Origin of the sequence: Burkholderia sp. FERM BP-3421 (assembly GCF_028657905.1) — a bacterium.
Classification (GTDB): Bacteria; Pseudomonadota; Gammaproteobacteria; order Burkholderiales; family Burkholderiaceae; genus Burkholderia.
This window is the reverse complement of record NZ_CP117781.1, coordinates 1,212,625-1,233,801: the sequence shown is the minus strand read 5'-3', so window position 1 is coordinate 1,233,801 and position 21,177 is coordinate 1,212,625. Positions and strand designations below refer to the sequence as shown.

The 21,177-nt window shown below is 69.0% G+C and carries 18 protein-coding genes and 1 pseudogene; 7 read left to right on the top strand and 12 right to left on the bottom strand.

Annotation, left to right across the window (positions count from 1 at the left end):
- Window positions 1–246: 246 nt before the first annotated feature.
- Window positions 247–1,413, top strand: coding sequence for an MFS transporter (locus Bsp3421_RS08435; RefSeq protein WP_337995274.1), 1,167 nt, complete (start codon window positions 247–249; stop codon window positions 1,411–1,413).
- 52 nt (window positions 1,414–1,465) lie between these two features.
- Here the strand turns inward: Bsp3421_RS08435 and treA are convergent, their stop codons facing one another.
- Window positions 1,466–3,124 (bottom strand): alpha,alpha-trehalase TreA, encoded by a 1,659-nt coding sequence (gene treA / locus Bsp3421_RS08430; RefSeq protein ID WP_273997979.1) that lies wholly within the window; start codon window positions 3,122–3,124, stop codon window positions 1,466–1,468.
- Between the two features lie 225 nt (window positions 3,125–3,349).
- On the opposite strand from treA, the gene Bsp3421_RS08425 reads away from it, so the two are divergent.
- Both Bsp3421_RS08425 and Bsp3421_RS08420 read left to right on the top strand, forming a co-directional pair.
- Window positions 3,350–4,747 carry an MFS transporter gene (locus Bsp3421_RS08425; RefSeq protein WP_273997978.1) on the top strand — a complete coding sequence of 466 codons (1,398 nt, stop codon included), beginning with the start codon at window positions 3,350–3,352 and terminating at the stop codon, window positions 4,745–4,747.
- Between the two features lie 378 nt (window positions 4,748–5,125).
- The gene (locus Bsp3421_RS08420; protein WP_273997976.1) at window positions 5,126–6,334 is read left to right on the top strand and encodes a winged helix-turn-helix domain-containing protein; all 1,209 of its coding nucleotides are present in this window, start codon (window positions 5,126–5,128) and stop codon (window positions 6,332–6,334) included.
- A 15-nt stretch (window positions 6,335–6,349) separates the two neighbouring features.
- On the opposite strand, the gene Bsp3421_RS08415 is transcribed toward Bsp3421_RS08420, so the two are convergent.
- The 6 genes and pseudogenes from Bsp3421_RS08415 to Bsp3421_RS08390 form a co-directional block, all read right to left on the bottom strand.
- Window positions 6,350–6,568 (bottom strand): DUF1653 domain-containing protein, encoded by a 219-nt coding sequence (locus Bsp3421_RS08415; RefSeq protein WP_273997975.1) that lies wholly within the window; start codon window positions 6,566–6,568, stop codon window positions 6,350–6,352.
- Between the two features lie 46 nt (window positions 6,569–6,614).
- Window positions 6,615–7,064 (bottom strand): GNAT family N-acetyltransferase, encoded by a 450-nt coding sequence (locus Bsp3421_RS08410; protein ID WP_273997973.1) that lies wholly within the window; start codon window positions 7,062–7,064, stop codon window positions 6,615–6,617.
- A 98-nt stretch (window positions 7,065–7,162) separates the two neighbouring features.
- Window positions 7,163–7,741 (bottom strand): NnrU family protein, encoded by a 579-nt coding sequence (locus Bsp3421_RS08405; protein ID WP_273997972.1) that lies wholly within the window; start codon window positions 7,739–7,741, stop codon window positions 7,163–7,165.
- Window positions 7,742–7,857: 116 nt separating this feature from the next.
- Window positions 7,858–8,226 carry a TfoX/Sxy family protein gene (locus Bsp3421_RS08400; protein WP_273997971.1) on the bottom strand — a complete coding sequence of 123 codons (369 nt, stop codon included), beginning with the start codon at window positions 8,224–8,226 and terminating at the stop codon, window positions 7,858–7,860.
- Window positions 8,223–8,768, bottom strand: coding sequence for a hypothetical protein (locus Bsp3421_RS08395; RefSeq protein WP_273997969.1), 546 nt, complete (start codon window positions 8,766–8,768; stop codon window positions 8,223–8,225). Before Bsp3421_RS08395 ends, Bsp3421_RS08400 begins: the two co-directional genes overlap by 4 nt.
- A gap of 7 nt (window positions 8,769–8,775) precedes the next feature.
- Window positions 8,776–10,233, bottom strand: a pseudogene (locus tag Bsp3421_RS08390) (M20 family metallopeptidase).
- Window positions 10,234–10,693: 460 nt separating this feature from the next.
- On the opposite strand from Bsp3421_RS08390, the gene adiC reads away from it, so the two are divergent.
- Together adiC and Bsp3421_RS08380 are read left to right on the top strand one after the other, a co-directional pair.
- Window positions 10,694–12,217 carry an arginine/agmatine antiporter gene (gene adiC, locus Bsp3421_RS08385; protein ID WP_273997967.1) on the top strand — a complete coding sequence of 508 codons (1,524 nt, stop codon included), beginning with the start codon at window positions 10,694–10,696 and terminating at the stop codon, window positions 12,215–12,217.
- A gap of 1 nt (window position 12,218) precedes the next feature.
- A complete protein-coding gene (locus Bsp3421_RS08380; protein WP_273997966.1) occupies window positions 12,219–14,552 on the top strand; it encodes an Orn/Lys/Arg decarboxylase N-terminal domain-containing protein in 2,334 nt (777 codons plus the stop codon).
- Window positions 14,553–14,565: 13 nt separating this feature from the next.
- Here Bsp3421_RS08380 and ftrA read toward each other — a convergent pair whose 3' ends face one another.
- On the bottom strand, window positions 14,566–15,522 hold the full coding sequence (gene ftrA, locus Bsp3421_RS08375) for a transcriptional regulator FtrA (RefSeq protein ID WP_273997964.1): 957 nt from the start codon (window positions 15,520–15,522) through the stop codon (window positions 14,566–14,568).
- 97 nt (window positions 15,523–15,619) lie between these two features.
- On the opposite strand from ftrA, the gene Bsp3421_RS08370 reads away from it, so the two are divergent.
- Together Bsp3421_RS08370 and Bsp3421_RS08365 are read left to right on the top strand one after the other, a co-directional pair.
- On the top strand, window positions 15,620–16,039 hold the full coding sequence (locus tag Bsp3421_RS08370) for a rhodanese-like domain-containing protein (protein WP_273997963.1): 420 nt from the start codon (window positions 15,620–15,622) through the stop codon (window positions 16,037–16,039).
- 134 nt (window positions 16,040–16,173) lie between these two features.
- Complete coding sequence (locus Bsp3421_RS08365) at window positions 16,174–16,500, top strand: superinfection immunity protein (protein ID WP_273997962.1); 327 nt, start codon at window positions 16,174–16,176, stop codon at window positions 16,498–16,500.
- Window positions 16,501–16,516: 16 nt separating this feature from the next.
- Here Bsp3421_RS08365 and Bsp3421_RS08360 read toward each other — a convergent pair whose 3' ends face one another.
- From Bsp3421_RS08360 to Bsp3421_RS08345, 4 genes are all read right to left on the bottom strand, one after another.
- The gene (locus tag Bsp3421_RS08360; RefSeq protein WP_273997961.1) at window positions 16,517–17,692 is read right to left on the bottom strand and encodes a cytochrome P450; all 1,176 of its coding nucleotides are present in this window, start codon (window positions 17,690–17,692) and stop codon (window positions 16,517–16,519) included.
- A gap of 67 nt (window positions 17,693–17,759) precedes the next feature.
- A complete protein-coding gene (locus tag Bsp3421_RS08355) occupies window positions 17,760–18,032 on the bottom strand; it encodes a YodC family protein (protein ID WP_273997960.1) in 273 nt (90 codons plus the stop codon).
- A gap of 419 nt (window positions 18,033–18,451) precedes the next feature.
- Window positions 18,452–19,312 carry a MurR/RpiR family transcriptional regulator gene (locus Bsp3421_RS08350; RefSeq protein ID WP_273997958.1) on the bottom strand — a complete coding sequence of 287 codons (861 nt, stop codon included), beginning with the start codon at window positions 19,310–19,312 and terminating at the stop codon, window positions 18,452–18,454.
- Between the two features lie 1,152 nt (window positions 19,313–20,464).
- The gene (locus tag Bsp3421_RS08345; RefSeq protein WP_273997957.1) at window positions 20,465–21,175 is read right to left on the bottom strand and encodes a DUF899 family protein; all 711 of its coding nucleotides are present in this window, start codon (window positions 21,173–21,175) and stop codon (window positions 20,465–20,467) included.
- Window positions 21,176–21,177 lie beyond the last annotated feature (2 nt).

The following is a 21,177-nucleotide window of genomic DNA, read 5'->3' as shown; positions in this document are numbered from 1 at the left end:
TCGCCCCTGCAATCCCCAGCGGAGACCACCGGCACGCCACCCATCAAGTTGCATTTTGAAACTTGTTGATCTAGCATCCAAGCAAGTTTCGTTTTGCAACCACAAAAGGAATCGCCATGCCCCCGGACCACGACGGCGCCGTTTGCCTCGACGCCCCCGCGCCCGCCTTGCACCCCGCCGCCGCGCCCGCGCGCGCACGCCGCCCCGCCCGCGCCGTTCGGTCGCGCCATCACCCTGCTGTGCTCGGTGGCCTGCGGCCTGGCGGTCGCCAACGTCTACTTCGCGCAACCTTTGCTCGACGAGATCGCCGCCCGGTTCGGCATCGGGCATGCGCTGATCGGCGCGGTCGTCACCATCACGCAGATCGGCTACGGCGCCGGGCTGCTGCTGCTCGTCCCGCTCGGCGATCTGCTGCCGCGCCGCCGCCTGATCGTCACGCAGTCGCTGTGCTCGGCCGCCGCGCTCGCCCTGGTCGGCTTCGCGCCGAACGCGCCGCTGTTGTTCGCCGCGATGGCCGCGATCGGCCTGCTCGCCGTCGTCACGCAGATCCTCGTCGCCTACAGCGCGACGCTCGCCGCGCCGGAGCAGCGCGGCCACGTGGTCGGCATCGTCACGAGCGGCATCGTGCTCGGCATCCTGCTCGCGCGCACGGTCTCGGGCGCGCTGTCCGACCTCGCGGGCTGGCGCGCCGTGTACTTCGCGTCGGCCGGCGCGACCCTCGCGATCACGCTGCTGCTGCATCGCGCGCTGCCCGCCGCCGATCTCGCGCGCGCCGCCACGCCGTATCCGCGCCTGATCGCGTCGGTGTTCACGCTGTTCGTCGAAGCGCCCGTGCTGCGCATCCGCGCGCTGATCTCGCTCCTGATGTTCGCCGCCGCGATGGTGCTGTGGACACCGATGGTGTTGCCGCTCAGCTCGCCGCCTCATGCGCTGTCGCATACGGCGATCGGCCTGTTCGGCCTCGCCGGCGCGGCGGGCGCGCTCGGCGCGGCGCGCGCGGGCGCCTGGGCCGATCGCGGCCGCGAGCGCCTCGTCACGGGAGGCGGCCTGCTGCTGATGCTCGCGGCATGGCCCGCCGCGCATTGGATCGAGCACAGCCGGTGGCCGCTCGTGATCGGCGTCGTCGCGTTCGACCTCGGCCTCCAGGCCACCCACGTCGCGAGCCAGAGCATGCTCTATGGCGTGCTGCCGCCTGCCGTGCACAGTCGCGTCACGGCGGGCTACATGCTGTTCTATTCGATCGGCTGCGCACTCGGCTCGCTCGCGTCGACGCTCGCCTACGCGTGGCGCGGCTGGGATGGGGTCTGTCTGCTGGGCGCGTCGATCAGCGCGCTCGCGCTGCTGTGCTGGGCGCTCACCGTGCGGCACACGCCGGCCCGCTGGTCCGCGGCCCGCGTCGCGCCCCTCGCTTGACACCCGGGCGGCCCGGCGGGCGGACCGCGCGCCGCCGGGCGTCACCGCGCGTTCAATCGCCGTACAGATCCAGCAGTTTCAGCGTCACGCCGTTGGTCCAGCCGAAGCCGTCCTGCAACGGATACTCACCGCCGCCTCCGCCGCCCGTACCCGCGCCCTCGACCACGTATTTCTCGACCAGCTTGCCTTCGCTCGCATAGACGCCCTTCACGTCGTTCAGGAAACGCGTGCCGATGTCCCGCGCGAGCGCGGGCTCGCCGTAGCGTTGCAGGCCGACGAGCGCGATCCAGTGCAGCGGCGCCCAGCCGTTCGGCGCATCCCACTGCTGGCCGGTATTGGTGGTCGTCGTGACGAGGCCGCCCGGTTGCAGCAGCGTCGCGCGCACCTGCCGCGCGGTCTGCCGCGCGCGCTCCGGCCACGCGACGCCCGCGAACAGCGGATAGAGCGCGGCGGCCGACAGGATGTCGCGCGGCTTGCCGAGCTGCCAGTCGTAGTCGCCGTAATAGCCGTTGCGATTCCACAGATAGCGGTTGATCGCGGCCGCGCGCCGGATCGCGCGCCCGGAGAATTCCGCGACGCAGCGCAGGTCGCGCGTCACGCCGCAACCCTTCACGATCGTCGTCTCCAGATTGAACATCAGGCTGTTCAGGTCGACCGGCACGATCGCGGTCGTGCGGATCGTCGCGAGCGTGCGGCCGTCGCCGAACCAGCGCGAGCTGTAGTCCCAGCCGCTTTCCGCGCCCGCGCGCAAATCGCGCCACACGTCCGCCGCCGGCCGGTTCGGCACCTGTTGCGCGGTCTGCACGTCCTCCAGGTAGGACTCGTCGCGCGGCGTCGCGCGCGCATCCCAGTAGCGGTTCAGCACCGAGCCGTCCGGCATCGCGACGACGTTGCGCGTCGCCGCGCCGCGCCGCGTCGTGCGCTCGCCCTGCATCCAGTACGCATACTCCTTGCGCAGCGCGGGCAGGTATTTCTGGTACACCTTGTCGCCCTCCGCGCGCGCGGCGAGCGTCACCATGTACGCGAAGAACGGCGGCTGCGAGCGGCTCACGTAGTAGGTCCGGTTGCCGTTCGGCACGTGGCCGACGGTGTCGATCAGATACGCGAAGTTGTCGAGCATGTTGTCGACGAGATCCTCGCGGCCGGCCTCCTGCAGGCCGAGCATCGTGAAATAGGTATCCCAGTAGTAGCCCTCGCGGAACCGGCCGCCCGGCACCACGTAGGGCTTCGGCAGCGCGATCAGCGAGCTGTACGCGGGCACGCTCGTCGTCGTGCGCGTGAGCTTCGGCCACAGCCAGTCGATATGGGCGCGCAGCGTCTGGTTCGGGGGCGGCGTCACGGTCTCGTCGACGGGCGGCGTGAAGTACTGGTCGACGAACGCCTTCAGCGAGAAGCCGGGCGCGCCCTTCTGCTGCTGGTAGCGCTGGACGATCGTCGCGGGATCGGCGTTGGGCGTCGCGTCGACGAAGGTTTTCTGGTCGGGATAGATCTGCGCGGTCTGCACCGCGACGAACAGGTCGCCGTACAGCTCGCTCGGCGGCGGCGTGATGGCCGCGGCGGGCGCGGCAGAATCGGCGAGCGCGAGATTGCAGCCGGCCAGCCCGAGACAGGCGGCGAGACCGGCGGCGCGCCACGACGGCGCGACGCTCGAACGGATGCCGCGCGCGGCGCGCGACGGATGCTGCGTGGACGACGACTGCGACGAGACCATGCTTCCCCCTCCCTCGATAGGATCAACGGTTGTGGGGTCTCCCGCCGCGTGGCCCACGCAGGCACGGCATGCTTATAGGCATTCGGAATGCGGGGGCAGCTTCGCACGAAAGCCGGGCGACGCGCAAGCATCGGTTGCCGCTGCACGCGCAGAACAACTGTTGCACCGGCCTACACGGCGGCATCGATCGATGCAATAATGGCGTCTTTGCCGCGCATCGTCCCCATGCCGCTCGCCATCCAAGCCTTCATCGCACCGCTGATCGTCGCTTGCGCGCTGTTCATGGAGACTGTGGATGCCAACATCATCGTCACGGCCCTGCCGGCGATGGCGCGCGACTTCGGCCACAGCCCCGTCACCCTCAACATCGCGATCACGAGCTACGTGGTCGGCCTCGGCGTGTTCATCCCGATCTGCGGCTGGCTCGCCGACCGCTTCGGCGCGCGCACCGTGTTCCGCACCGCGATCGGCATCTTCGTCGCGGGCTCGCTGATGTGCGCGGCGTCGAACAACCTCGAGCTGTTCACGTTCGCGCGCTTCGTGCAGGGCGTGGGCGGCGCGATGATGGTGCCCGTCGGGCGCATCATCATCTTCCGCTCGGTGCCGCGCGCCGAGTTCGTGCGGGCCATGAACTACCTGAGCGTGCCGGCGCTGTTCGGCCCCGCCGCGGGGCCGCTGCTCGGCGGCTTCATCACCACCTATCTGCACTGGCGGCTGATCTTCTTCATCAACGTGCCGATCGGCATCTGGGGCATCTACCTCGCCAACAAGCACATCCAGAATACGCACGAGCCGCACCCGGGGCCGCTCGACTGGGTGGGCTTCGCCCTGTCCGCGACGGGCGCCGCGCTGCTGTTGATGGGCCTCACGCTGATCGACGGCGCGCTGACCTCGCGCTCCACCGCGTTCGGCATGCTCGCCACCGGCGCGCTGCTGCTCGGCCTGTACGTGCTGTACGCGCGCCGCGCCACGCTGCCCGTGCTCGACCTGCGCTTCCTGCGCATCCCCACCTACCACGCAAGCGTCGTAGGCGGCTCGCTGTTCCGCATCGGGCTCGGCGCGGTGCCGTTCCTGCTGCCGCTCGCGCTCCAGGAAGGGCTCGGCATGAGCGCATTCCACTCGGGCCTCATCACCTGCGCGACGGCGTTCGGCGGCGCGATCACGCGCATGCTCGCCACCCGCACGCTGCGCCGCTTCGGCTTCCGCACCGTGCTGATGTACAACGCCGCGTTCTCGGGCCTCGCGATCGCCGCGTACGGCACCTTCCACCCGGGCATGTCGACCTGGGCGATCTGGACGATCGTGCTGGTCGGCGGCATCTTCCCCGCGCTCCAGTTCACGAGCCTCAATTCGGTGATCTACGCGGATATCTCGGCGCGCGACGTCGGTCGCGCCACGAGCCTCGGCAGCGTGGTCCAGCAGATGTCGCTCGGCCTCGGCGTGACCGTCGCGGGGCTCGTGCTGCATATCTCGCACTGGGCGCAAGGGCATGCGGCGATCGTCTGGTCGGATTTCTGGCCGGCGTTCCTGGTGGTGGGCCTGTGCTCTTGCGCGTCGATCCCGATCACGCGGCGGCTCGCGCCGAATGCGGGCGACGAGATGGCGCGCGGCAAGCGCGGCTGAACATCACGACGAAGGAAAACAGGAAAGCGGGAAGCGGGACGGCGGAAGATGCGCGCGGCGCGCACAAAAAAACCAGCGGACATCCACCCGGGGCCGGTAATGAACCGGATGGATGTCCGCCTTGAACGCGCTCCGGGTGTCCCGACGGGGGTGAGACACCTGGATTCGCTCCCTGCGTGCCATAGAAATATCGTGCGTCGGGAGCAGAACCTGCCATGTGCGGGCTGGTACGGCGTTGGAAAAACTATAAGGAATCTTGAGCAAACCTTCTGTCAACGATTGTCAGAAACCCGTCAGCCGAGCAATTTTGCAACGCATCTCGCCCCGCGCCGATTCGCGCTACAGTGTCGAACCGCACCCTTATTTCCCGTTCCGCACGTGACCACGCTCTCCGTCAATGCAGCGCGCGCGCTGCATCTTTCCGCCCAGGGATTGCTGACCCCGCCCCGCCGCAAGGCCGTGAAGGCCGACGTGCTGACGGCCATCCAGCGCATGGCGCAATTGCAGATCGACACGATCCACGTGGTCGCGCGCAGCCCTTACCTGGTGCTGTTCAGCCGGCTCGGGCCGTATCGGCAGCAGTGGCTGGACGAGCACCTGGCCGAGGCGCGGCTGTTCGAGTACTGGTCGCACGAAGCCTGCTTCCTCCCCATGGACAGCTTCGGGCTGATGCGGCACAAGATGCTGAATCCGGCCGGAATGGGCTGGAAGTATCCGGCCGAATGGCACGCGAAGCATCGAAAGGAAATCGACAGCTTGCTCGCGCGAGTGCGCGACACCGGGCCGGTGCGCTCGGCCGACTTCGCGCGCGACGGCGCGAAGGGCAACGGCTGGTGGGACTGGAAGCCGGAAAAGCGGCATCTCGAAGTCCTCTTTTCGACAGGAGACCTGATGGTCGCGGAGCGGCGCAACTTCCAGCGCGTCTACGACGTGCGCGAGCGCGTGCTGCCCGATTGGGAGGATGCGCGCGACCTGCCGCCGCGCGAGCGGGTGTTGCCGCAGCTGCTGGACAACACCTGCCGCGCGCTGGGCATCGTGCGCGCGGACTGGGTGGCCGATTACTACCGCCTGCCCAAGCGCGGGTATCACGACGCGCTGCGCGCGCTCGCCGATGCGGGCACGCTGCTGCCGGTGAACGTGACGGGCTGGAAGGAGCAGGCGTACGTGCACCGGGATTGTGCGCCGCTCCTCGACGCGGCCGGCCAGGATGCGCTGCGCGCGACCGCCACCGCGCTGCTGTCGCCATTCGATCCCGTGGTCTGGGATCGCCGCCGCGCGTCGACGCTGTTCGGCTTCGACTACACGATCGAGTGCTATACGCCGGGGCACAAGCGTCGCTACGGTTATTTCTGTCTACCGATCCTGCATCGGGGCCGGTTGATCGGGCGCGTCGATGCGAAGGCGCACCGTGCCCAGCAGGTGTTCGAATTGAAGGCGGTGCACATCGAGCCCGGCGTGCGGCTCGGCGCGGGCCTCGCGGCCGATCTCGGCCGGGCGGTGCGGCGGCTCGCCGACTGGCACGAGACGCCGGTGATCCGGGTGGGGACGGCGCCCGCCGAATTGCGCGCGGCGCTCGAGGGCGATTGACGCGCGCGTCCGGATTCAGTCGCGCAGTTGGCGAAACCGCGGGGTGCCGTCGGCGAGCGTGCCGTCGAACATCTCGGTCGGCCGCACCCACAGGCCGCGCGCATGCGGCCACAGATGTTCGTAGACGACCACCGACTCCTCGGTTTCCGAGTGCCGCGCGACACCGATCTTCCGGTACAGCCCGCCCTTGTAGTGGCGATGGGTGGCGAGTTGTTCGGCTTCCTGCTCGGTCATGTTGCGCTCCGAAAAATAAAGAGCGCAATTGTATGCGAAGGTCCCCTCAGCTCGCCGCCGCCGCGTAAATTCCCGGGCGGTGCAGCTCCATCCAGTTCTCCGGGTGCGCAGGCGCCTTGAACCCGACCGGGCGGTACAACGCGTGCGCATCGGAGGTGACGAGCATCATGCGACGCAGCCCTTGCAGCGTCTCATGCGCGAACACGTGATCGATCAGCGCGCGGCCGTAGCCGCGCCCGCGAAACGCACTCACCACGAACACGTCGCACAGATACGCGAAGGTCGCGTAGTCGGTCACGAGCCGCGCGAAGCCGACGAGCCGATCGTCGAGATACGCCCCGAAGCACATCGAGCCGTCGATCGCGCGCTCGACCACCTCGCGCGGAATCCCCTTCGACCAGTACGCCTCGCCGGACAGGAACGCGTAGATCACATCGCGGTCGAGCGCTTGCTTGTCGGTCGAAAAGCGCAGGACGGGCGTCGGGACGGTGGACACGGACGATCTCCGGAAGGAAACGGCGGGCGGATGGACGGGAAAGCACCGACGATAGCGCGCACGGGGCCCGATCACAAGCGTCGGATTCGACGCGCCGCTCAACCGAACGGCCGCACCCCGATCAGCCAGCCGTGCAGCACGAACGCGAACAGCACCCATGCCAGCAGCCCGGCCGCGGCCGCGACGCCGTCGCGCGCGAGCGAGCCGGCCGGATAGCGCACGCCGTCACGCCGGTCGCGCGCGCGCGAAGCGAGGAAATCGACGAGCGACCACGCGAAGAACGCACCGAACAGCAGCGCCGCATGCAGCGTCGCATTGGCGAGCAGATGCGCGACCGCCCAGACCATCACGCCGGCCAGCAGCGGATGGCCGACGAGCGCCTTGATCCGCGTGCCCGGCACCCAGGCGGCCGCGAACAACACGAAGGCCGCCGCCGTGAGCAGCCCGGTGAGATGACGGATGCCGACAGGCGGGAGCCACAGCAGCGTCGCGCCGTCGCGCGCGAGCCCGTAGCCCCACACGATCAGCGCGAAGCCGCCTAGCGCGGCGAGCGAATACACCCCCTTCCAGCGTTTGTCGCCGTGGCGCGCGATCTGCTCGGCGCGCCAACCGTCGGCGACGATCCGGATCGAATGCAGGCCCAGGAACATCAACAAACCGAGGATCAGGACAAGCATGAGCATCTCCAGTGGGGAAGCGTGTTGTCGATATGGTCAGGGTTGCCGCCGGTGCAGCCGTGCATCCTATCGCGCGACGGTCGCCTGCGCGACCCTCGCCGGCCCCGCTGCGCGCATCAGCCGCGCCGCGCGCGCCGTGTCCTGCCGCCCGCGCCGGCAAGCGCCGCGCGATACGCGTCGCGACACCAGCGCTGCAGCTCGCCGACCTCCTCCAGCACGTCCGCCGGCGCGGTGTAATAACTGGCCATCACGACCGTCCTGCCGCGCGATGCGTAGGTGAAGGGCTGCATCCCCGCGCCGATGAACGCGGGCCGGCTCAGATCGTCGACCCGCAGGTACAGCGTGCCGTCGTAGAGCAGCGCGAACGGCACGCCGGCGAGCCGCAGCGACACGCAGCTGAACAGGCGCTGCAGTTCGACGGCCCCCATCCCGGCCAGGTGCGCGGCCAGTTCCTCCGCGCGCGGCAGTTCCGCCTTCCAGCTCATGCGCCGCCCTCGCCCGCCGCGAACGGTCGATACCCATGCACGGCGCCGCGCCGCAGGTGTTGATGAACGCGCCGGACGAGGCCGCCGGGCACGAAGCCGCGGCGCGCATGGAAGCGGCAGGCCGCCGCGTTGCTGTCCAGGGTGTCGAGTGTCGTCAGGCCGCCGAGCGTATGCGCATGCGCCCAGTCGGCGGCCCGGTCGAGCCGCGCGCGGCCACGCGAAGAAGCGCGCTCGACGGCGATCTCGTCGAACCGCGCATCGCCGTGCCATTGCGCGGATACCGCTGCGCGCGCAACCACCCGGCGGTCGCCGCACGCGAGCCGCGCCTCGCCTGCACCATCGTCGCGATCGAGCGGTTCGAGCAGTTCGTCACGGGTGCTCGCGCCACAGGCTTCGCGCAAGACGGGCGCGACCGCTTCCTCGCGATGCGCGAAGCGCCCGTCGGCGTCGACCGACACGCGCCGACGCGCCGCGACGTCGAGCGACGCGGCGGACCAGGACGTCAGCACCGGCTCGGCGTCGGCCAAGGGCATCGGATGCACGCCGGGCTCAGCGGGCGGCGGCCACCACGTCGGCGACCGCGGCCGTCAGCCGCTTCGCATACGGCACGTGCAGGAATTCGTTCGGGCCATGCGCGTTCGACTTCGGCCCCAGCACGCCGCACACCATGAACTGCGCCGACGGGGAAGCCCGCCTTCAGCACGTTCATCAGCGGAATCGTGCCGCCCAGCCCCATGTACGCGCAGTCCGCGCCGAAGTGGCGACGCGACGCATCGTCGAGCGACGCGGCGAGCCACGGCGCGAGGTCCGGCGCGTTCCAGCCGGTCGCGGCGCCCGCGTCGGGGCGGAAGGTCACCTTCGCGTTGTACGGCGGATCGAATTCGAGCAGCGTCTTCAGCTCTCCTGCACCGCGCGCGCCGCGTCGACGGTCGGCGGCAGCCGCAGCGACAGCTTGAACGCGGTGCGCGGGCGCAGCACGTTGCCGGCGTTGGCGAGCGCGGGCAGGCCTTCCGCGCCGGTGACGGACAGCGACGGCCGCCAGGTCGAATTGAGCAGCGCCTCGCGCGGATCGGTGGTGGTCGGCAGCACCTTGCGGCCGTCCTGCCCGCAGGCCCACGGCAGCCCTTTCCAGACGCTGTCGCCGAGGATCGCGACGGCGGCCTCGGTCTCGCGCAGCCGGCTCGCCGGCACCTCGCAGTGGAACGAACGCGGCAGCAGGTTGCCGCTCGCCGCATCCTCGAGCCGCTCGAACAGCTGGCGCATGATGCGGAAGCTCGACGGCGCGATCCCGCCCGCCGTGCCCGAATGCAGCCCTTCGTCGAGCACCTCGACCTGCAGGTCGCCCGACACCAGCCCGCGCAGCGACGTGGTCAGCCACAGCTGGTCGTAGTTGCCCGCGCCCGAGTCGAGGCAGATCACGAGGCTCACCTGGCCGAGCCGGTCGCGCAGCGCGTCGACATAAGGCAGCAGGTCGAAGCTGCCCGATTCCTCGCAGGTTTCGATCAGGCCGACGCAGCGCGGCCGTTCGATGCCTTGCGCGTCGAGCGCCGCGAGCGCGGTCAGGCTCGCGTAGATCGCGTAGCCGTCGTCGGCGCCGCCCCGGCCGTACAGCTTGCCGTCCTCGAGCTTCGGCGTCCACGGGCCGAGGTCCGCGCGCCAGCCGTCGAATTCCGGCTGCTTGTCGAGATGGCCGTACAGCAGGATCGTCTCCGTGCTGCCCGAACGCGTCGCGGGCGACTCGAAGAAGATCACCGGCGTGCGGCCCGGCAGGCGCACGACCTCCAGCGTCAGCCCCTTGACCGGCTGCCGCTCGGCCCATTGCGCGGCGTCCACCACCACGCGTTCGAGCAGGCCGCGCTTTTCCCAGTCGGGATCGAATGCGGGACTCTTCGCGGGCACCGCGATGTAGTCGGTCAGCGCATGCAGGATCTCGTCGTTCCATTTGCGCTCGATGAAGTCGTTGAGCTGCGCATGGTCGATGGCGGAAGTGGTGTCGGCGGTGGTCATGGTGGCGGTGGGAACGAGACTGGCGAAAGCCACGATGATAGCGCCGAAGCCCCGTTCGCCGCAGCCCTGGCGCGTTGTGCGCCGCAACCGGCCGCGCGCGCCGACGCCGCCGCGCGACAAGTCGCGCGCAAGGTGAAATAACCCTGCCGATTGGGCATGTCGCACCTCGACTTTCAATTCGCCGCGTCAATCCATTCATTTTCCGGACGGCATGGAATACGCCATTCAATTCCGCTCACATTCCCGTGCGGAAAGGGCTTGCGGCAAATCGACGCGTCCATTCATTCAATTGATCTCAATGATCGAAGTCAATGTTCAATAAATCGTCATTCAAATCCGATTTATTAACCGTAATCACGCGGGATAACATCGCCTCAAACAAATTCCGGACGATGCATCGCAACCCGCCACACGCCGCGCGCGAAGGTCGTCCGCTCCACCCAACTCACTGGAGGCTCGCATGTCAGATGCCCGTTCAACCGCCGTGTCCGCGTCGTCCACCGCGTCCGCCCCGAAGATCGGGGTCGTTCCCGCCACGTTGATGGTGGCGGGCAACATGATGGGCTCCGGCGTCTTCATGCTGCCCGCGAACCTCGCCGCGACAGGCGGCATCGCGCTGTTCGGGTGGCTCGTCACGGTGGTCGGCGCGGTCTCGCTCGCGCTGGTGTTCGCCAAGCTGGCCGCGATCGACCCGGTCGCGGGCGGCCCCTATGCGTATGCGCGCAAGGCCTTCGGCCCGTACATGGGCTACCAGACCAACCTCATCTACTGGCTCGCGAACGTGCTCGGCAACGTGGGCCTCGCGGTCGCCGGGCTCGGCTACCTCACGCATTTCTTCCCGATGCTCAAGGAGCCGCTCGTGTTCGCGCTCGCGCAGATCTTCGTGATCTGGCTGTTCACCTACGCGAACATCCTCGGGCCGAAGGTGGTCGGCCGCGTGCAGTCGGTCACCACGATCTTCGCGCTCGTCCCGATCCTCGGGATGGCCGTGTTCGGCTGGTTCTGGTTCAGCAAGGACGTCTATCTCGCGGGCTGGAACGTGTCCGGGCAGGACAGCATCGGCGCGATCGGCGCGACCCTGAACTTCACGCTGTGGGCGTTCATCGGCGTCGAAAGCGCGTCGGTGTCGGCCGGCGTGGTCGAGAACCCCTCGCGCAACGTGCCGATCGCGACCGTCGGCGGCGTGGTGCTCGCCGCGGTCTGCTACGTGCTCAGCTCGACCGTGATCATGGGCATGATCCCGAACCAGGCCCTGCTCGCGTCGAGCGCGCCGTTCGCGGACGCCGCGCGTCTCGCGCTCGGCAGCACCGCCGCGAACGCGGTCGCGATCTGCGCGGCGCTCGGCTGCCTCGGCTCGCTCGCGGGCTGGACCCTGCTGGTCGGCCAGACCGCCAAGGCCGCCGCCGACGACGGCCTGTTCGGCAGCGTGTTCGCGCGCGTCAACTCGAAGAACGTGCCGTCCGCCGGGCTCGCGATCGTCGCCGTCATCATGTCGGTGCAGGTGCTCGCGACGATGTCGCCGACCGCGAGCCAGCAGTTCGGCAAGATCGCGTCGATCGCCGTGATCATGACGCTGCTGCCCTACATCTATTCGTGCATCGCGATCAAGGTGCTCGGCTACGGCAAGATGCCGTCGCGCCAGTTCAGCTTCTACACGATCGTCGGCCTGATCGGCGCGGTCTACGCGCTGTGGGCGATGGTCGGCTCGGACGGCCAGCAGACGCGCTGGTCGCTGATCTTCGTGGTCGCGACGATCGTGTTCTACGAGCTGTCGATCAACCGCCAGCGCGAGATCGAGGAAACCCACGTGCATCCGGGCGGCCGTTCGCCGCACTGGGTCCGCTACCTCGCGCTCGGCGTCACGATCGTCGCGCTCGTCGCCACCTTCTGGATCTCCGTGGGCCGTCACGAGGCCTTCAATCTTCATGCCCGCTCGCCGGCCGCCGGCGCGGGCGTCACCGCAACCCAGCAACAGGGGAAATGACATGACTTCCTTGACTCAACAGGCGTTCCGTCGCCTCGGCATGAAGGCGCTGCTGGTGCAGCACGACGTCGACGCGCGCACCGCGACCGGCCGCGCCGCCAGCGCACTGGCCGAGGAGCTGCGCGAGCGGCTCGTCGACGTGGTGATCGCGACCTCCGCCGACGATGCGCGCGCGGTCGTGCAGGCCGATCCGGCGATCCAGTGCCTGCTGCTCAGTTGGGAGCTGGGCGGCGATCCGAGCCACGAACAGGCGCGCTCGGTGCTGGAGGCGCTGCGCGCGCGCAGCGCGACGGTGCCGGTGTTCCTGCTCGCGAGCCGCGCGAGCGCGGCCGCCGTGCCGGTCGACACGATGCGCCAGGCCGACGACTTCATCTGGATGCTCGAAGACACGACCGCGTTCATCGGCGGCCGGATCGTCGCCGCGATCGAACGCTATCGCGAGACCGTGCTGCCGCCGATGTTCGGCGCGCTCGCGCGCTTCTCGCGCGTCTACGAGTACTCGTGGCACACGCCCGGCCACACCGGCGGCACCGCGTTCCTCAAGTCGACGGTCGGCCGCGCGTTCTTCGAGTTCTTCGGCGAGCCGCTGTTCCGCTCGGACCTGTCGATCTCGGTCGGCGAGCTGGGCTCGCTGCTCGACCACTCCGGCCCGATCGGCGAGAGCGAGCGCTACGCGGCGCGCGTGTTCGGCGCGCACCGCTCGTACCACGTGACGAACGGCTCCTCGACCTCGAACCGCGTGATCCTGATGGCGAGCGTGACGCGCAACCAGGTCGCGCTGTGCGACCGCAACTGCCACAAGTCCGCCGAGCACGCGATGACGATGTCGGGCGCGATCCCGACCTACCTGGTGCCGTCGCGCAACCACTACGGGATCATCGGGCCGATCCGGCCCGAACGGCTCACGGCCGCCGCGGTGCGGCTCGCGATCGACGCCAACCCGCTCGTGCGCGGCCGCGACGGCGTCAACCCGACGCCCGTGCACGCGCTGGTCACGAACTCGACCTACGACGGCCTCTGCTACAACGTCGCGCGCCTTGAGGATCTGCTCGGCCAGAGCGTCGACCGCCTGCATTTCGACGAAGCCTGGTACGGCTACGCGCGCTTCAACCCGCTATACCGCGACCGCCACGCGATGCACGGCGACCCCGCGCGCCACGACGCGAGCAAGCCGACCGTGTTCGCGACGCAGTCGACCCACAAGCTGCTCGCCGCGCTGTCGCAGGCCTCGTTCATCCACGTGCGCGACGGCCGCAACCCGATCGAGCATGCGCGCTTCAACGAAGCGTTCATGATGCATGCGTCGACCTCGCCGCAGTACGCGATCATCGCCTCGAACGATGTCAGCGCGGCGATGATGGACGGCCCCGGCGGCGTCGCGCTGACCACCGACGCGATCCGCGAGGCGGTGACGTTCCGCCAGATGCTCGGGCGGCTGCATGCGGAATTCGAGGAGAAGAGCGACTGGTTCTTCGACGGCTGGCAGCCGGACACCGTGGTGGACCGCAAGACCGGCCGCCGCCTGCCGTTCCATGAGGCCGACGAAGCACTGCTGGTCACCGAGCCGTCGTGCTGGGTGCTGCATCCGAACGACGCATGGCACGGCTTCGGCGATCTCGAGGACGACTATTGCATGCTCGATCCGATCAAGGTGTCGATCGTCACGCCGGGCATCGCACCGGGCGGCGGCCTGATGCCGGTCGGGATCCCCGCGACGGTGGTGACGGCCTACCTCGACCGGCACGGCATCGTGGTCGAGAAGACCACCGACTTCACGATCCTGTTCCTGTTCTCGATCGGCGTGACCAAGGGCAAGTGGGGCACGCTCGTCAACACGCTGCTCGACTTCAAGCGCGACTATGATGCCAACACCTCGCTCGAACAGGCGCTGCCGGAACTCGTCGCGCGCTATCCGGCGCGTTACGCGAAGCTCGGGCTGCGCGACCTGTGCGACCTGATGTTCAACGCGATGAGCGACCTGAAGACGACCGAGATGATGTCGCGCGGCTTCTCGACGCTGCCGAAGCCCGACTTCAGCCCGGCCGAGGCGTACGAGCACCTGGTGCACAACGAGATCGAGATGCTGGAGCTGGCGGAGATGGCGGGGCGCACGGTGGCCACGGGCGTGGTGCCCTATCCGCCCGGCATTCCGCTCCTGATGCCCGGCGAGAACGCCGGCCCGGCCGACGGCCCGCTGCTCGGCTACCTGAAGGCGCTCGAACAGTACGACCTGCGCTTCCCGGGCTTCACGCACGACACGCACGGCGTCGAGGTCGAGGACGGCGTGTACCGGATCGCCTGCATCAAGTCGGGCGTGCCGCCGACCGCGCGCTGACGGGCGCGCCGCGTCAGCGCGGCTCGAAGCCCCGCCGGTAGGCGGCGGGGCTCGTCGCCGCGACGCGCCGGAAATGCCGGCGCAAGGATTCCTCCGAGCCGAAGCCCGCGCGCGCGGCCACCTGCGCGAGCGGCAGCGCGGCATCCGCCTCCAGCCATTCCTTCGCGAGCCCGACGCGCTCGCGGATCAGCCATTCGTAGGGCCCGACGCCCGTCGCCTCGCGGAACTGCCGCTGCAGCGTGCGCGGGCTCATCGCCGCCCGCGCGGCGAGCGACGCGAGCGTATGCGGCTCGGCCGCCCGCGCGCGCATCCAGTCGATCAGCTTCGCGAGCCGGTCCTGCCCTTCCGGCCGCACCGGACGCGGCACGAATTGCGCCTGCCCGCCGTCGCGATGCGGCGGCAGCACGAGCCGCTGCGCGACGCGGTTCGCGATCGCGCTGCCGTGATCGCGGCGCACCAGATGCAGCAGCATGTCGAGCCCCGCCGCCGAACCCGCCGCCGTGACGATCGTGCCGGCGTCGACGTAGAGCGCGTCGGGATCGACGCGCAGCGCCGGGTAGCGCGCCTGCAGGCGCGCCGCGTAGCGCCAGTGGGTCGTGACCGTGAGGCCGTCGAGCACGCCCGCCGCCGCGAGCACGAACACGCCGGAGCAGATCGAGCACAGGCGCGCGCCGCGCCGATGCGCGGCGCGCAGCTTGCGCAGCAGCGGCTCGGGCGGTATTTCGTCGGGATCGCGCCAGCCGGGGATCACGATCGTGTCCGCGCGGTCCAGCATCGCGAGCCGGTACGGCACGGCGACCGTGATGCCGCCCGCCGCGCGGATCGGCCCCGACTCGGCCGCGCAGACCGCGAAGCGGTACCAGTCGACCTCCAGCTCGGGGCGCGGCAGCGCGAACAGTTCGACCACGCAGCCGAATTCGAAGGTGCAGAGCCGGTCGTAGGCGAGCGCGGCGACGAGATGGGCAGTCATGGCGCGATGTTACCGGAACTTGTCGATCGCGCCAGTATCGGTCGCGGCGCGCCGAACCGATACTGAAGGCTCGTCATCGTTCACGGAGCCCTGCCCGATGTCCTACGTCACCGACCTTGCCGCCGCCGACAGCGCCGCCGCGCTCGCCCACTTCGAAGCGTCGCTGCGCTACGAGACCGATTGCTGGGACGTGCACGATGCGTTCGCGAACGGCGCCGCCGATTTCGTGCTGCTCGACGTGCGCAGCCCCGAGAGGTATGCGGCCGGCCACGTACCCGGCGCGCGCTCGATGCCGCAGCGCAAGATCGTCGCGGCGCGGCTCGCGGACGTCCCGCCCGACACGCTGTTCGTGGTCTATTGCGCGGGCCCGCATTGCAACGGCGCGGCGCGCGCCGCCGTGCGCCTCGCGCGTCTCGGCCGGCCGGTCAAACTCATGATCGGCGGCGTCACCGGCTGGCTGGACGAAGGTTTCACGCTCGCCACGGCCGAACTGCCCGACGCGGGCGCGGCCGGCTGAAGCGCGCCGGGCACATGTAACCGGCGACATTTTCCGCAACAATCCGTTGCCTGCACGACATCCGGAAAAGCGCGACAATCCGTCTCACCGCATGCGCCGTTTTTGTCGCATTGCAGCACGGATGGAGAAGCACCATGCAGATGGAAATCCTGATCCAGATTGCCGGCGCCGTCGTCGCGATCGCGCTCTATTTCCTGCCGGCGATCATCGCCGACCGGCGCGCGCGACACGACAAGCTCACGATCGCCCTGTTCAACGCGCTGTTCGGCTGGACCGTGGTGGGCTGGGCCATGACGCTCTACTGGTCGTTCCAGCCCAATCCGGCCGCGGACCTCGCGAACGAAGTGGTGCTCAAGCGCCGCAGCCTGAGCATGCGCACCTTCTCGACGGGCCTCGTCGAGCGCGTCCAGCGGCGCGCCACCGCCCAGGAACGCTGGGCGCACAAGCCCGGCAGCCACTGATCCCACCCCGTTCCGCTCAAGCCGGCGCCGCGAAGCGCGGCAGCCGCGCATTCGCGGACGCGCGGTAGCGCCACGCCGGCAGGCCGCGCGGCGGCCGCCCCCAGTCCTTCACCAGCTCGCCGAGCGCCGCGGCCGCGATCGCGTATGCGATCCGCTCCCCCGGACAACGATGCAGCCCCGCGCCGAAGCCGAAGGTGACGCGCGCGGGGCGCGCCAACAGGAAACGCTCGGGGGCCGGGTTGGCGCGCGGGTCGCGGTTCGCGGCGGCCAGCAGCACCAGCACCGTGCTGCCCGCCTCGAGCGTCACCCCGGCCACCTGCGTGCGCGCCGCGACGTAGCGGCGCGTGTTCTGCACCGGCGGATCGTGGCGCGCGGTCTCGGCGACCAGCGCCGCGACGTCCGCGCCGGGCCGCCCGTCCAGGGCCGCCGCGAGGCCCGGCCGGGTCAGCCACGCAATCAGCGCGTTGCCGAGCAGGCCCGCCGTCGCCTCGTAGGTCTGTGACAGCAAGCCGACCAGATTCGCGACCCGTGCCTCGGCATCACGCCAGCCGGTCGCGCGCGCGGCGCGCTGCACGGCGGCGACGAGCGTGGCGTCGCCGGCGTCGGTCGCCGCGACAAGCGCCGTCATCCGCGCCATCAGCGCCTGCGCCGCGTCGTTCGCGCACGCCAGTTGTTTCGGGTCCGACAACGGCGACAGGCACGCGACGAAGGCGTGCAACGCCGCGCGCACGGCCGGCCAGTCGTCCGGCGCAAAGCCCAGCCAGTCCGCCAGCACGGTCACGGGCGTCGCGAACAGCCACGCGTCGAGGGCCGCTCCGTCGCGCGGATCGGGCCGCTCGCGCCCGGCGAGCACGGCGGCGCGACGCGCCAGCCTGTCGGGGTCAAATCCGTCGAGCGCCTGCCGCAGCGCGTGTTTCGGGGTGGCGTGCCGCTCGGGGGTGTCGTTCATCCGTACGAGCCGGGCGAACAGGTCGCCCGCCGGCAAGCCGGCGCAGGCGCGCGGCACCGGTTCCGAGGCGGGCCGCACCCGGCAGGCCGGCTCGGCGAGTACGGCTGTGACGCTGGCCGCGCGGGTCGCCAGCCAGACGCCGAGGTCGCGGTGATGGACGAGCGGCGGGCCGGCCGTCAGCGCGGCATAGTACGGATAGGGGTCGGGATGAACGACGGCGGCGAGAGGATCGGTCGGATGCATGCGGCCAGTATCGGCCGCGACGCGCGCCGGATGTTTCAGCCCGTGGTGAAACGTGGTCGCGCCGGCCTCAGGCCTGCAACGGGCCGCGCGACAAGGCGCGCGAGCGCGGGCGCGCGAGGCCGGAGATCATGACGCGCGGCTCCAGCACCACGGTTTCGTTCTGAAACATCTCCTGCCGGCATTCTCCGCGCTCGTCGAACCATTGGCAGATCAGCCAGTGGTTATCGTCGAACACCACCGGGCCGGCATACGTGACCGTCATGCGCGGACCGCCTGTCTTGAGGGTGACTACGTCGCCGATGCGAAAGTGGGTGATATCGATATCACGATAAGTCGTCATGGCCTTCTCGGATGGGTTTTTATAGACTTTTTCCCGGATTCTCGACCCGGGTATTTCGCCACCCCGGGAGATTAGCAATCGATCTAATATCGAGCAAGCCACTCTTTTAAAGAATGTGGTTTTTTATCGGCTTCTTAGAAGTATTTCAGATGCATTTTTCACGAGCCTTGCCCTTGCCGAACATACCTGGCGAGGCTTTCCGCGAAGCTTAGAGCATCCGTTCGGACTGACTATCCGATCTAAAGAGATTCAGGAAAACGCCGTTATTAGGTTTACAGACTCCTGTTAACGGCGCTTTATTTTTTCGCGCCGGATTATGGAAACGTTTCCATTAAAAATTGCAATTTCCTTAATAGAAGCGATCCAAAATCGATACGATCTCGGCGCGCAAGCGTTTGCGCGCGAAATGCCGCCGGGGCTCAGGATACGTACGCGCCCTTCGCGTGCAATGCCGCCTCCGCCCGTTCAAGGGCGGCGACCGCGCTGTCGCCCTCGAGCGCGAGCAGTTGCGCGACGAGCGCCTCGGCCAGCGCGTGCGCGGCCACCAGCGACGGGAAGAACGACGGGCTGTCGTGCGTGAAGATCAGGTGCGCGTCCGCGTGCAGCGCGATCGGCGACACCGCGCTGTCCGTGATCGCGACGATTCGGCTGCCCTGTTCGCGGGCCGCCTGCGCAACGCGGCCGGCTTCCGCCGAGTAAGGCGCGAACGCGATGACCAGCGTGACGCTGCCCTTCGCGATGCCGCGCAGCTCCATGTCGAGCGAGCCCGCGAGGCCCGTGAGCAGCGACACCGTCGGCCGGAACAGGCGATAGCCATAGACGAAGCCGAACGCTACCGGGTGGCACGAGCGGAAACCCGCGACATGGACGTGCGGCGCCTTGCGGATCAGTTTCGCCGCATCGAGGATCGCCTGCGCGTTCTGCGCCGCGGTCACGGCGAGGTTGTGCTGCTGCGCGGCCGTGAGGTCGCGCGCGAGGGAGGCTTTCGCGTTGGGGCGCACGAGCGAGCGTGCGCGCTGCGTGAGCGGCGCGGGGCGGGTGCGCACGCGCGCGACGAACAGGTCGCGCAGCGCGCTCCAGCCGGGAAAGCCGAGCACCTGCGCGAGCCGCACGAGCGACGCGGGCTGCACGCCCGCGCGCTGCGCGACCTTGCGCATCGACGAGACGGCGACTTCGTCCGGATGATCGAGCAGAAACGCCGCGCCCACCTGGAATTGCGGGCTCAGCTCGGAAAATTGCGCCCGGATCAGGGACGCGAGTTCGTCGAAAGTGGCGGGCATCGTGATGAGCGGGAAAACTGGCGCGACATGGTATCACTCGCGCCCGCGCGGGCCGGGTCAAGACGCGCCGGCCTGTTTGAAAGCACGGGCGCGGCCCCCTTAGATTGGCAGACCTGGAGAGATCCCGCGCACGCCCGCATCAAGACGTTGATCCGTCGGGCTTGCGCGGTTTCCGCCGGAAAAACGGCACGCAGCCGCATGCTTGATCGGAAGTAGCACTAAGTATTCGGAAACTCGCTTGACTCGCTTGACTCGCTTGACTCGCTTGACTCGCTTGACTCGCTTGACTCGCTTGACTCGCTTGACTCGCTTGACTCGCTTGACTCGCTTGACTCGCTTGACTCGCTTGACTCGCTTGACTCGCTTGACTCGCTTGACTCGCTTGACTCGCTTGACTCGCTTGACTCGCTTGACTCGCTTGACTCGCTTGACTCGCTTGACTCGCGCTCATCGCTCGCGCGCCGGCTTTTCCACAGAATATGTTGGCAACATTGGGGATATCCTGCGCATCACCCATGCAAGCCTTTGACGTCATTCAGTTTTTCCCGCGGGATCACACATGCGGCAGGCGCGCCGCGCCATGCTGCGTCGTGACGCGCGAACGCACCACCGCGCGTTGTCCACAGTTTTTGCTGGCAAGCTTGTGCATATCCTGCGCACTCCCGCCTCAAGTCCTTGATGCGCAAGAGAGTTTCGATCCGGGTCAGATGCGCGGCACCGCGCCCTTCTCCCGCCCGCCGAGGGTCTTCAGTTCTCCACAGATTATGTTGGCAACACTGGGGATATCCTGCGCACGACGACGCCAACACATTGACGAGAAAAGGTTTTCCTCGCGGCGACACGCACGCGGCAACGCCGCCGCGCGCGGCGTGCGGCGGCGGCCCGCCCTTCGTTGTCCACAGTTTATGTTGGCAAGCCTGGGGATATCCTGCGCATCGTCCGGTTAACTCATTGATGCGATTCGTCTTTCATGCGCGGATCAAGCGGGCGGCACGCGCCGCGCCGCCGAAGGCGCGATGCGGGCCGCCCGCGTTGTCCACAATTTTTGTTGGCAAGCCTGGGGATATCCTGCGCATGCGCGGCCCAAACGCTTGATCCGGCGGGCTTTTCCCCGAACCGTCGCGAATGCGGCAACGGCTGCGCGCCACGCACTCAATCCGGGTAGTCGAGTTTCGGATACCAGGCGTCGCCGCGCCCTTCGGGCGTCATGTCGAGCACGGTCCACAGGGGCATCGGGTCGGGCGCGCCGCGCGGATCCTGGCCCGGATCGGCCGTCCAGAATCCCATCTCGCCCGACCAGAAATGACGGATCTCGCCGTCGCGCCGGGTGAAGACATTCAGCGCGGGCATCTCGTCGCCGTCCGCGTCGAGCCCGTGATAATCGCGCGTGTAGCTGCCGTCCAGGTCCGTGTACAGCATCAGGTCGCGCCAGCCGCGCGCCTCCTTGACCGCGACCAGCCGGTCGAGCGGCGAGCGCGCGACCACCGCGAGCGCCACGCGCTGCCCGATGTCGCGCGCCTCGCCGGCCCATGCGCCGAGCAGCGACGTGCACATCGGACAGGGCCGTTCGCGCTGCGGACCGAACATGTAGCTGTAGACGACGAGCGTCGTCCGCTCGCCGAACAGCCCCGCGAAATCGAGCGGCCCGCGTTCGCCCTCGAAACGATAGTCGCCCGTCACCGCGCCGCCCGGCGGCAGCGCGCGGCGTTGCGCCGCGACGGCCTCGATGTGCCGGCGCAAGGCGATCTCCTCGGCCAGCAGCGCATTGCGCGCGTGCCGGTAGGCCGCGCTTTCATTCGGAAACCTGATCGGATTGCGACTCGCCAGCTCGACGGCCGGCACGATCGCTGTGGGTTGCGTCATGT

Coding starts and splice junctions, on each gene's coding strand:
- treA (WP_273997979.1), bottom strand. CDS start 3,124: ATGGTCTCGTCGCAGTCGTCGTCCACGCAGCATCCGTCGCGCGCCGCG.
- Bsp3421_RS08425 (WP_273997978.1), top strand. CDS start 3,350: ATGCCGCTCGCCATCCAAGCCTTCATCGCACCGCTGATCGTCGCTTGC.
- Bsp3421_RS08415 (WP_273997975.1), bottom strand. CDS start 6,568: ATGACCGAGCAGGAAGCCGAACAACTCGCCACCCATCGCCACTACAAG.
- Bsp3421_RS08405 (WP_273997972.1), bottom strand. CDS start 7,741: ATGCTTGTCCTGATCCTCGGTTTGTTGATGTTCCTGGGCCTGCATTCG.
- Bsp3421_RS08400 (WP_273997971.1), bottom strand. CDS start 8,226: ATGAGCTGGAAGGCGGAACTGCCGCGCGCGGAGGAACTGGCCGCGCAC.
- adiC (WP_273997967.1), top strand. CDS start 10,694: ATGTCAGATGCCCGTTCAACCGCCGTGTCCGCGTCGTCCACCGCGTCC.
- Bsp3421_RS08380 (WP_273997966.1), top strand. CDS start 12,219: ATGACTTCCTTGACTCAACAGGCGTTCCGTCGCCTCGGCATGAAGGCG.
- ftrA (WP_273997964.1), bottom strand. CDS start 15,522: ATGACTGCCCATCTCGTCGCCGCGCTCGCCTACGACCGGCTCTGCACC.
- Bsp3421_RS08370 (WP_273997963.1), top strand. CDS start 15,620: ATGTCCTACGTCACCGACCTTGCCGCCGCCGACAGCGCCGCCGCGCTC.
- Bsp3421_RS08365 (WP_273997962.1), top strand. CDS start 16,174: ATGCAGATGGAAATCCTGATCCAGATTGCCGGCGCCGTCGTCGCGATC.
- Bsp3421_RS08360 (WP_273997961.1), bottom strand. CDS start 17,692: ATGCATCCGACCGATCCTCTCGCCGCCGTCGTTCATCCCGACCCCTAT.
- Bsp3421_RS08355 (WP_273997960.1), bottom strand. CDS start 18,032: ATGACGACTTATCGTGATATCGATATCACCCACTTTCGCATCGGCGAC.
- Bsp3421_RS08350 (WP_273997958.1), bottom strand. CDS start 19,312: ATGCCCGCCACTTTCGACGAACTCGCGTCCCTGATCCGGGCGCAATTT.
- Bsp3421_RS08345 (WP_273997957.1), bottom strand. CDS start 21,175: ATGACGCAACCCACAGCGATCGTGCCGGCCGTCGAGCTGGCGAGTCGC.